This window comes from Pseudomonas sp. PDM31 (assembly GCF_019218965.1).
GTDB lineage: Bacteria > Pseudomonadota > Gammaproteobacteria > Pseudomonadales > Pseudomonadaceae > Aquipseudomonas.
The window spans coordinates 224131-235003 of record NZ_JAHUWS010000001.1 but is presented as its reverse complement, the minus strand read 5'-3'; the positions used below and the strand labels follow the sequence as shown (position 1 = coordinate 235003).

Below are 10873 nucleotides of genomic sequence, written 5' to 3'. Positions count from 1 at the left end.
CCGATCCGGCCAACGCTGGCGGACGTTCGCGTTGAAAAGGGGCAGCAGTTGAACGAACAGACATTGTCCATGCGCCTGGAGCGCGTCGCCGCGCATGTGCCGGCGGGGGCGCGCCTGGCCGATATCGGCTCGGATCACGGTTACCTGCCAGTGGCGATGTTGCGTCGTGGCGCCATCGTGTCTGCGGTGGCCGGCGAGGTGGCGTTGACGCCATTCAGCGCGGCGCAGCGCACCGTGCGCGAGAACGGCCTGGAGAAGCACATCACCGTGCGCCTGGCCAATGGGCTGGCGGCGATCGAACCGTCAGACGGGGTCACCGCGATCAGCATCTGTGGCATGGGCGGCGAGACCATCCGCGACATACTCGACAGCGGCAAGTCACACCTGAGCGGCCAGGAGCGCCTGGTCCTGCAGCCCAACGGCGGCGAGCAGCCACTGCGCCAATGGTTGATGGAAAACGGCTACTGCATCCTCTTTGAGGAACTGCTGCAGGAAAACCGTTTCTACTACGAAATCATCGTTGCCGAACGTACCGGCCCGGTGGTGTACAGCGCCGAGCAGTTGTACTTCGGCCCCCTGCAGATGCAGGCACGCAGCCCGGCGTTCCTGGCCAAGTGGCAGCGCATGTTGCGCGTGAAGCAACGGACCCTGACGCACTTTGCCCGGGCGCGGCAGGCCGTGCCCGAGGATAAGGTGCAAGAGATCGCCCGGCAGGCCATGTGGATCACCGAGCTGTTGGAATAATTGTGCGGCGATTGCAGAAGGCCGGCGCCGTCAACACGGGGCCTACCCACCAGCAGACAGGCGCCGATAAGCCGCCTGTTCAGCCTTGAGGATCGCCGCGCCCATCGCCGAATACACCGCGTCATCGACGATATCGGCGGCGCACAACCCCCAGGCGAAGCCTTGGGCGGTTGAAACGTGGGGCGGTTGAAATGTCGGAGCGCAGGTGCTCAAAGCCGGGTTTATGCAAAACCGATAAATGACAGGATAAACAGGACAATCACTACAGCACCGACGATGTAGATAATATTGTTCATGGCATCACCTCTCCGTTTCGATTGGCTTGCGACACAGGGGTGTCTTAATACAGCTGACACCAGCGCGCGCAATTGCGTTCCGCAATCCATTGCACGGATGAGTGTGTTGCCACGCAGGCAAGCGTCAGCGCTGCTGCGACTCGTGCAACGCAAAGGTCCCAATGGAGGAGGCAGGCGGTGGATATGCCGTGGCCGATAGATGCCTGTTGCCCGACGGGGCAACAGGCGCTGATGGCTAGCGGTTAAAGCGTTCGGCGAGGCTGTGCAGGTACTCGGCCATGGCTTCCAGATCCTGGCTGATGGCGGCGCCTTGCTTGGCCTGTGCGGCGCTGTCGTCACACAGTTGCGCAATTCGCGTGATCTGTTGATTGATATCTTCAGTCACGTGGCTTTGCTCTTCGGAAGCCGACGCCATTTGCTGGCTCATGTCGGTGATGCGGCTCACGGCCTGGCTGATTCCCACCAGGGCTGACTGCACCGCCTCGACACGCTGCATGCTGTCGCGGGAGATCTGCTCACCCCGGCTGGCGGTCGTGACTGCCCGCTCGGCACCGACATGCAGCGAGGCGATGATGCCGTGGATCTGCTCGGTGGATGTGCGCGTGCGTTGTGCCAGTGAGCGTACCTCATCGGCAACCACGGCAAATCCCCGACCTTGCTCGCCTGCCCGGGCCGCCTCGATCGCCGCGTTGAGCGCCAGCAGGTTGGTTTGTTCGGCAATCGAGGTGATGACGTCCACGACACTGCCGATCGACTGCGTCTCGCTGGCCAATGCGTTGACCGCCTCGCCGATTTCGTTGACCGCGTCTTTCATCGTTGCCATGGCGAGCAGACTTTGCCGGGCCAGTTCACTGCCGTCGCGAGTCAACTGGTCGGCTTCGGACGCGGCATGGGCAGTACTCACCACGTTCTGCGTGACTTGCTGGTTCGTTGCCGCCATCTGCGAGATGGCAGCGGCAGACTGATCCGTCTCACTGCGCTGGCGATCAAGGGCCTGGGCTTGGGAACCTGAGAGTTCCGATGACTGTGCGGCCTTGGCCTTTACATTGATCCCGGCATCGACAAGTCGGCTCAAGGCGGTCTGCAAGCGAGCTTCCTCACTTCGCATGGCCATATCCAGTCGCCCCTGGGGACCGTGGTTGTCGCTATAAGTGAGCGCGACCAACGGGTCGGAAAACGCTTTCGGATGTTCGGCCAGAGTGCGCTCGATGGCTCTACGTTGTCGGGACTCGATCAAATACCAGGCGAAAAACAGACTCGCCACCAGGGCCCCCTGGGCCGCTGTTTTTGGCAGCCACTGATAGGCCGACAGAGAAATACCGGCTGCCATCAATAATGGCCAGCCGTGTTGCAACGGGCGAAGAATGCGCGCGCTCAGCGAAACGATCGGCTTACCGGCGCGCATCCTTGCATAAAGTGCTGCTGCGCGACGCACCTGGTCGCGGCTGGGTACCGAGCGAACCGACTCGTAACCACTCATGCGACCGTTTTCATAGATGGGCGTGACGTAGGCACTGACCCAATAGAAGTCACCATTTTTCGCGCGATTTTTGACAATGCCCATCCAGGGTTTGCCTTGCTTGATGGTGTGCCACATGTGAATGAAGACCCCCGGTGGCATATCGGGGTGGCGAACCATGTTATGGGGCTGGCCGATCAATTCGTCGTAGGTGAAACCACTGATGGCAACAAAGGCGTCATTGCAATAAGTGATGCGGCTATCGAGGTCAGTGGTGGAGATCAATCGTTGGTCGGCGGGAAATATTCTTTCATGCTCGGTTACGGGCAAATTCACACGCATAGAGTGCGATTCCTCTTGGAATTATTAGTATGAGTCAGAGCATGTAATTCGGAACCATGGCGCAAGGCATCCAACAAGTACGCTGTGCTACAGCCTCCCCATGTACTTGTATGACACCGTGGCTCGCGTCAATCAGGTGGTCACCGACACTGCTGGCGATCGTTTCTACGCGAAAAACATGGCAGATGGCCATGCTTTCAGCGACAAATACTTTTCATTCCATGACAATAACGGTGTGTTAAACACAGATTTTCCAGGCGTGCAGCCGGGGCAGATTTTCTGTGGGGGGCGGGTAGGGGGATCGACCGAAGTCAGAGGTGGATCGACTGGCCGCACAAGTACGAATCCTCCCTGCCCGTTGGCCAGGAAAGGGAGGTTCGCAATGGACTGGCGTCCATGGTGCACAATCGTGGCTGCGTACGCATCCATTCAGATGAGTCGCAGCCGGTTTACAAGGCTGGCGTTACAACAACGAAATCGGGTAGCTGACGAAAATCCGGTTTTCATCGAATTCATTGGTGCTGAAGTCCCGACGAATGCTGGAGTTGCGCCACTTCACACTCAGGTTCTTCAAGGCGCCGGACTGAACGACATAGGCCAACTCCGATTCGCGACCCCATTCCTTGCCATCGGTGATTGCACCGATATGCACGTTATCGCCACTCAAGTAGCGGTTCATCATCGTCAGCCCGGGGACACCGACTGTTGCGAAGTTGAAGTCGTGACGAACCTGCCAGGACTGTTCCTGCGCGTTATCGAAACTGGAGTTGTAACTGTCGTTGGCCAAGGTCCCGCCGCTGGCACCGTTGACGCGCATCCACGCGGTATCTCCGGTGAGCTTTTGCAAGCCGACATAAAACGTGTTGCCGCCCAGTTTTGCAGAGAACAGACCGAAAGCGGTCTTGTTGTCCATGTCACCGGCCAGGCTGGCACCGTCTTCCTTGCCAATGAAGTAGCCCATGTTGGCGCCGAGCGTCCAGTCACCTACAGGCTGGCTGTGGCTGAGGCTGAAGTACTGTTGCTGGTAGATGTCCTGGAGCTCGTCGTACCAGAGCCCGACCGTAGTGCGCTTCTCGTTGAAGGTGTACTCACCGCCGCCGTAGTTGAATCGGTCGGAAGTGAACGCCGCTTTGCCGTTCATGGACATGTCTTCCATGCTGGCGTCATTGCGTGGGCTGTTCTGCCTGATCTGACCGCCATACAAGGTCAGCCCGCCGATTTCCTGGGAGGTAATCTGCGCACCACTGAAGGTCTGTGGCAACGAACGACCGTCGTCGGAGCGCAGAATCGGCAGTGCACTGACGAATTCGCCTACTTTTACCACGGTTTTTGAAACCTTGGCCTTGGCGGCAACCCCCAGCCGACCAAAATCATCAGCCGGACGCCCATCATCATGGACCGGCAACAGCTGGGTGCCACGGGTGCCTTTGCCACCGTCGAGCTTTTGCGAATAAAGCCCCAGTACATCGACGCCAAAACCTACCGGCCCCTGGGTATAGCCGGAGCGGGCATCGAGGATAAAGTTTTGCGTCCATTCCTCTGCTTTGTTCTGAGGTGCAGCGCTGGTCGGGTAGGCGGGGTTGACGAAGTTGCGATTGATGTAGGCGTTGCGCAGATTGAGGGTGGCAGTAGCGCCCTCGATGAAACCGCTGTTTTCGTCGGCATGGACAACAGTCGTCGAGCCGGCACCGAGTGCCAGGGCCAGGCCGATCAATGAGTATTGTGCGGGCACGTTACGGCGAAAAGGGGTGTGGCGCATGTTGGTTTCTCGCAGTGAATTATTATTTTTTCAGCAGTGTTTTGCAGCCGGCGACGCAATTTCAGGTGCAGGCGGCCCTGGCAACAATTTGCCGAGAGACCGCCGTGCAAGCGTCTGGAGAAGAGGTGGATCAGTTGTTGGCTGACTGACGATGCAACAGGTCATCAATGGCCCGGATTGCCAGGGGATACCCATCGGCTCCCATGCCGCAGATCACCGCATTGACCGCGCCGGACATGATCGAGTGGCGATGCAGTTCATCGCGGGCATGGATGTTCGACAGGTGCAGTTCAATCAGCGGTGTACTGAGCAACTTCAGGGCATCGAGTACCGGTATCGAGTGAAACGAAAAGCCGGCCGGGTTGATGATCAGTGCCGCGCCTTGTTCGAAAGCCTCTTGAATCCAGTCGACCATCACGCCTTCGTGGTTGGTCTGGCGAAAGTCGCATACCAGGTCAAGTTCCTCGGCCAGCCTTTCACTTTGCTGGCGAATCTGGTCGAGTGTGGTGTGCCCGTAAATGTGCGGCTCACGACGACCCAGCAGGTTCAGATTAGGGCCGTTGAGGATGAAGACGGTGCGGTTCATGGTCGTCCTGCTGCGTTATTTGGAAAGAATGGCTGAAGCGCGAGTGTCGACCGCGTCGTCTTCGGCGACAGCGTTCAGGTCGATGCCGCGGGTTTCCGGACCGATGACGATCATTGCCAGCGAGATCAGGTTGATCACCGCGCACAGGGTCACCAGAGGCCACGGCGAGTTGTTCGACTGGCTCATCAGGTACACAGCGATCATTGGCATAGGGCCGCCGATGACCAGGTTCGCACCGGTGTAGGCCAGCGCCGAGCCCGAGTAACGGACCTGGGTCGGGAAGGCTTCGGCGAATGCCACCGGCTGAATGCCGCTCTGGAACTGGGTGAAGCCCAGGAACAGCCCCATGATCGCCATGATGGCAGGGACGTTCATCGTGTTGAGGATCGGGAAGTAGACGAACAGGATCAGCAAGGTCATGCACGAACCAAACGCCAGCGCCTTTTTACGGCCCCAACGGTCGGACAGATAACCACCGGCCAGCGCACCGAAAATCGCACACATGTTCGCCACCATCAGCGACATGAAGCCCGTCGACTGGCTGAAACCCAGGTGCTTGGTCAGATAGCTGAGGGAGAAGATCACGATCAGATAGAACAGTGCTGCGGGCGAGCAGAAGAAAAACATCAGGCGCAGGATGGTTTTATAGTGGCCACCGACTGCGGATTTGAGTGGGCTTTTTTCCTGCTTGACCGGGGTCTTTTTCAAGGCGACGAAGGCCGGGGTTTCATCGACTTTCAGGCGAATGAAGATCGCGACAATCACCAGCACAAAGCTCATGAGGAACGGAATTCGCCAGCCGAAGCTTTCGAACTGCTCGCTTGAGAGTGTCGCTGCCAGGCCCATCAACACGCCGTTGGCCAATATCTGACTCAGTGGTGAGCACAAGCCGAGCATGCCCGAATAACGCCCGCGACGATCTGGGGTTGCGTGCTCCAGCGCCATCAGTTGCGCCCCGGTGGACTCACCACCCAGAGCAAAGCCCTGGATGATGCGCAGCAGTACCAGAAGAATCGGTGCCAGGATGCCAACCTGAGCATAGGTAGGCAACAAGCCCATCAATACCGACGCCAGGCCCATCATGCTCACGGTGGCCAGCATCAGGTTGCGGCGCCCGAGTTTATCGCCAAGGTAACCGCAGGTAATGGCGCCCAAAGGCCGTGCCGCAAGGCCCACGCCGAAGGTCGCCAGGGAAGCGAGCAGGCCGGCAGTCGGTTCCATCGCCGGGAAAAACAGCTTGGGCAGAATGGTCGCCGACACGGCGCCATACAGGGTGAAGTCAAACCATTCCAGGGCGGTGCCAATGGTCGCGGCGGTCACCGCTTTGCGAGGCATGCGCAAATCAGGAGTCTCGTGACTGGTTGTGCTCATTGAGGTGCTCGTCATGTTTTTTATGGTTATGGGGTGCCCCTACGATCCAGTCCGGGCTAGGGCGCCAGCAGGAAACGTCGAAGTGAGTAGACGTTAACCGATACTGCCTGCAGAATAATTATCGAAATCCAGACAAATAGATAAGCCAGCCTTATGAGTGGAGGAATATGGAACTGCGTCACCTGAAAGCCTTTGTGGTAGCCGCCGACCTGCAGCACTTCAGCCGCGCCGCCGAGCAACTGGGCATTGCGCAGCCGGCGCTGAGCCAATTGATGCGCACGCTCGAATCCGAGTTGGGGCTGGCGCTGTTCCGGCGGGAAAACCGTGGAGTGGCGTTGACCGCTGCCGGCGAGGCGTTCCTGCCCCATGCGCGGCAGTCCATCGAGTCCAGCGAGCTGGCAACCGCCGCCGCGCGGCGTGCCCGGCGCGGGGAAGTCGGCGAAATCAACATCGGCTATCACTCGGCGTTGTTCGAGGCCAATTTGCCGCAATTACTCCGGCATTACTTCAGCACCTTTCCCGAAGTCAAAGTGACGCTGGTGGATGCCGGTATTCGTGCGCAGTTCGACATGCTGCTCGACCACAAGCTTGATCTGGCCTTCGCGCGGGTATTCAAGGATCACCTGCCAGACCGTTTGCGCACCCATCATTTCAGTCAATCCAATCTTGTGCTGCTCATGCCGGACAACCATGAACTGGCCGAGACTTTTGCCGGAGAACTGGCGATGTTGCGCCACGAGAAGTTCGTTTTCCTGCAGGACACCTCGGGTATCGGGCTGACCTCGCACACGCTTCAGGCCTGTCGCCAGAATCAATTGCATCCGAAGAACATCATGTACGTGCCGTCGCTGATGAGTATTCCCGGATTGGTTGCAGCGGGCATTGGCCTGAGCATCGTGCCTGAAACAATGACACGCCTGAGCATGCCGGGCATACGCATTGTACCCCTGGCTCAACCGGAGATGGTCAGTGAGTTGTCGCTGATTTCCAGGATCGACGAGCGTTCAAGCGCGGTGCTGCACTTTATCGAAGAGGCTCACGGGTGGGGATGAAGACTGTGAAGGACAGAGTGATGTAGCAGGGCGCTGGCATCGGCCGCCATCACTCGTCCGATGCCCAGCCAGGCGGAAGGTACTAGCGTTTGATCAGGGAAATTTTCGTCCCTTCGATGCTGACCCCGGCCATTAACCCTTGCTGGTCGAAGATGAAGGCGTACGCATCTTCTTTGAGCGTCGAGCTGGAGAGATTCTTCGACACCCCTTCATCGACTACAACAACCGTTGGCCCGACACCGATTTCCCAGCCCTTGGTTTCAGCTACGTATTTCACAGCTTTGTCGGACATCAGAAAAACCGCATAGCCATATGACTGGGCGCCAGCCTGCAGACCCCAGGATCCGCTGACGGAGTTGTAATAATCGACAACCTGGGTGCCTTTCATCAGTACGCCTTCACCATAGCTGCCGCCGAATACCAGGCCCGCCTTGATGATTTTCGGGAAGACGAGCACTGCCTTGGCCTGGCGTGCGATGTTTTCAGCAGCTGGATTGGCTTTGAAGAGACCTTGCAAGGCTTGTTTGGAGTCAGCATTCAGATCTTCGGCCGTGGCCGCGCCGGCGGTATTGAGGAGGCTGGCCGATGCCAATGTTGCGACGGCGAGGAAGAACGACAGGAAGTAGCGCATTGATTGATTCATTTCCGTACTCCGATAAGGGAGCAGTGGATGGGATCAGCAGGCAGTGCCTGAGTGAGGCAGGAACCGAGCCTGATGAAGTTATCCGGCGCACCCTGAAATTGAGGATTGCAAGCATCGCACTTGAGTGAAACAGGCCCAATGCCATTGAACAGGCGCGATGCCATCACCTGTTGTGACCACTGGGCAAGGGCAGGGTTCGTTGCCCGGACGTGGATCGAAAGAATAAATCGATTATCGTGCGCCGCGCTGTCTTCTCCATTATCTGGCCTGATCCTGACCTTTGTAAGGTAACTCAACCCGCGCCACCAATCCTTCACCCTTGCGATTGTGCAAAACCAGGTTCCCGCCCAGCTCGCAAACGATCCCCCGCGCTGCCGAGAGCCCAAGCCCGACCCCGGCGGTGTCACGGTTGTGTGGCGACTCGAGGCGAAAGAACGGATCGAACACCCGTTGCAGTGCCGCTTCGGGAATACCCGGCCCCTCGTCGCTGACTTCGATGCAGACCCCATGGTCGTCACAACTGAGCGTGGTATGGGGATGCTGCCCATACTTCACAGCGTTTTCCAGCAGGTTGACGATCACGCGTTTGATGCCCAGGGGGCGGCCGTCATACACCAGCTGTGGGGGGCCGGTGAAATCGATGACGATGTCCTGTTCTGCGTAGTCATCGATGATGTTTTGCAGCAACTGCGACAAATCGAATGCAGTGGATTGCTCGCGCTGAAAGTCGTCGCGAAAAAAAGCCAGGGCGCCGTTGATCATCGATTGCATCTCCTGGACGTCGCTGATCAGTTTGCGCTGCTGGTCTGGATCCTCAATAAATTCGCAGCGCAGGCGCAATCGGGTCAAAGGCGCACGCAAGTCATGGGAGATGGCCGCGAGCATGTGGGTGCGTTGCGCGATGTAGTGCTGGGTCTGCGCCTGCATGGCGTTGAACGCCATGATTGCCTGGCGTATCTCCAGTGGGCCCTCCATTGCGACTGGTGGTGCGCTGAAATCTGCGCCGAAGCGCCTTGCGGCACTGGCAAGACCCTGCAATGGTCTGGCCAGTTGGCGGGTGGCAACCCAGGCGACCAGCAAGGCGGCGATCAGCCCCGGGGTGATCACCCGGGCAGCCGCTGCTATCTGGTCCAGCAGGCCAGCAGGCTCGATGGATGGACGAGCCCAGGTGCCGGTCACCTGAATGAATAGCGCATTGAGCACCAGCGATATCAGCATTGCCACGACGATGGTCAGGGCAATCCGTCGCCTGAGGGAGTCGCGCCCCAACATCCGGCTGATCACGAATGGGTAACCCTGGCGGTGAACATATAGCCTCCATTGCGCACGGTACGGATCAGGTCCGGGCGCTTGCTGTCCGGTTCGATCTTGCGCCGCAGCCGGCTGACCTGCACGTCGATGCTGCGATCGTAGGCATCGTGGTCCCGGCCGTGGGTCAGGTCGATCAGTTGTTCGCGGGTGAGGATGCGCTGGGGGTGTTCGAGAAAGACCACCAGCAAGTCGAACTCTCCTGCGGACAGCGCAATCATTACCTGTTCGGGTGAGCGCAACTCACGGCAGGTAATGTCCAGGTGCCAACCTGCAAAAGCGATGACAGGCCGAGTCAATTCTCCGCCTTGGCTTTTCTGTTCACCGGCGCGACGTTGAACGGCGCGCAAACGCGCGAGCAGCTCCCTGGGGGCGAATGGCTTGGTCAGGTAATCGTCCGCACCCATTTCCAGGCCGACAACGCGATCGCTCAGCTCGGCCATGGCGCTCAGCATGATGATGGGGATCGCTGTTCTTGCCCGTACTTTCTGGCAGAGGCTCAGGCCGCCTTCACCGGGCAGCATCAGGTCGAGGATGATGGTGTCCGGACGATCTTGCGCGATTGCCGCCCACATGGCCTCGCCATGAGGGGCTACTTGCACCTCATAGCCGTGCTGAACGAAGAATTTTTTCAGCAGGGACAGGATTTCCACATCGTCGTCGACGATCAGCAGTTTGCTCACGTCTGCACCAGTGATAAAGCGCAAGGAGGGGAGGGATGATCAGATCTTGCATCGAGCAACCGGCACGGCCGCTCGATGCAAGCGGGGCTTAGAAGAGAATATAAGCAGAGGCAGTTGTCTGATTCAGGTCGATGTCGCCGACCTCCAGCACTTCGTATTCAGCACGGATGCCGATGTTGCGAAACACATCAAATTCAACGCCCGCACCGTAGGTCAGATCCACGCCGGTGTCGTCATCGTTGGCATTGCCATCGCTATCCCAGGCGTGCGCACCGACGCTGCCAAAGAGTCGCACCCGATCTCCCAGGGGAAAGCCGAGATGGGCCGCGGCCTGGACGGACTTGCCATCAAAGTCCAGGTCCTTGTCTTCGAACTGGCCCAGATCAACGTAGGCGCCTTCGAACGCCAGATAGCTGTTGAGACGATAGCCGGCAAAAACCTTATAGCTGTTGTCTTCATCACTGAGCTGGGATTCGTCGGTTTCAATGCTGGTAACACCGGCGCCAAGATACAGGCCTCTGTCATCTGCAATCGCTTGAAAAGACAGTAACGAAAGCAGTGAAACGAAGCCAAGGTTTCTTAATAGCATTTGAGGCAGGGTCCTTCTACGGGTTGTCGATTGTTAGGGGT

Annotated in this window: 10 protein-coding genes and 2 pseudogenes; 2 read left to right on the top strand and 10 right to left on the bottom strand. The window is 58.5% G+C overall.

Features of this window, described 5'->3' with window-relative positions:
- Positions 1–48 precede the first annotated feature (48 nt).
- The gene (locus KW839_RS00960) at positions 49–744 is read left to right on the top strand and encodes a class I SAM-dependent methyltransferase (protein WP_305733647.1); all 696 of its coding nucleotides are present in this window, start codon (positions 49–51) and stop codon (positions 742–744) included.
- A gap of 42 nt (positions 745–786) precedes the next feature.
- Here KW839_RS00960 and KW839_RS00955 read toward each other — a convergent pair whose 3' ends face one another.
- The 6 genes and pseudogenes from KW839_RS00955 to KW839_RS00935 form a co-directional block, all read right to left on the bottom strand.
- Positions 787–957: a hypothetical protein gene (locus KW839_RS00955; RefSeq protein ID WP_218423097.1), complete on the bottom strand. Its 171-nt coding sequence runs from the start codon at positions 955–957 to the stop codon at positions 787–789.
- 318 nt (positions 958–1275) lie between these two features.
- Positions 1276–2250 (bottom strand): annotated as a pseudogene (locus KW839_RS28000) (methyl-accepting chemotaxis protein); the annotation flags it as partial.
- Positions 2251–2529: 279 nt separating this feature from the next.
- A pseudogene (locus KW839_RS27995) lies at positions 2530–2841 on the bottom strand (PAS domain-containing protein); the annotation flags it as partial.
- Between the two features lie 463 nt (positions 2842–3304).
- On the bottom strand, positions 3305–4600 hold the full coding sequence (locus KW839_RS00945; protein ID WP_156465513.1) for an OprD family porin: 1296 nt from the start codon (positions 4598–4600) through the stop codon (positions 3305–3307).
- Between the two features lie 130 nt (positions 4601–4730).
- On the bottom strand, positions 4731–5186 hold the full coding sequence (locus KW839_RS00940; RefSeq protein WP_218423095.1) for a type II 3-dehydroquinate dehydratase: 456 nt from the start codon (positions 5184–5186) through the stop codon (positions 4731–4733).
- A gap of 15 nt (positions 5187–5201) precedes the next feature.
- Positions 5202–6557 carry an MFS transporter gene (locus KW839_RS00935; RefSeq protein WP_060542179.1) on the bottom strand — a complete coding sequence of 452 codons (1356 nt, stop codon included), beginning with the start codon at positions 6555–6557 and terminating at the stop codon, positions 5202–5204.
- A gap of 167 nt (positions 6558–6724) precedes the next feature.
- On the opposite strand from KW839_RS00935, the gene KW839_RS00930 reads away from it, so the two are divergent.
- Positions 6725–7609 carry a LysR family transcriptional regulator gene (locus KW839_RS00930; protein ID WP_060542178.1) on the top strand — a complete coding sequence of 295 codons (885 nt, stop codon included), beginning with the start codon at positions 6725–6727 and terminating at the stop codon, positions 7607–7609.
- Positions 7610–7691: 82 nt separating this feature from the next.
- On the opposite strand, the gene KW839_RS00925 is transcribed toward KW839_RS00930, so the two are convergent.
- The 4 genes from KW839_RS00925 to KW839_RS00910 form a co-directional block, all read right to left on the bottom strand.
- Entirely contained in the window at positions 7692–8252 is a 561-nt protein-coding gene (locus KW839_RS00925; RefSeq protein ID WP_218423094.1) for a YSC84-related protein, read from the bottom strand.
- 258 nt (positions 8253–8510) lie between these two features.
- Positions 8511–9536 (bottom strand): ATP-binding protein, encoded by a 1026-nt coding sequence (locus tag KW839_RS00920; RefSeq protein ID WP_218423093.1) that lies wholly within the window; start codon positions 9534–9536, stop codon positions 8511–8513.
- Positions 9533–10243: a response regulator gene (locus KW839_RS00915; RefSeq protein WP_060542175.1), complete on the bottom strand. Its 711-nt coding sequence runs from the start codon at positions 10241–10243 to the stop codon at positions 9533–9535. The genes KW839_RS00920 and KW839_RS00915 overlap by 4 nt, the downstream gene beginning before the upstream one ends.
- 88 nt (positions 10244–10331) lie before the next feature.
- Complete coding sequence (locus tag KW839_RS00910; RefSeq protein WP_060542174.1) at positions 10332–10832, bottom strand: outer membrane beta-barrel protein; 501 nt, start codon at positions 10830–10832, stop codon at positions 10332–10334.
- Positions 10833–10873 lie beyond the last annotated feature (41 nt).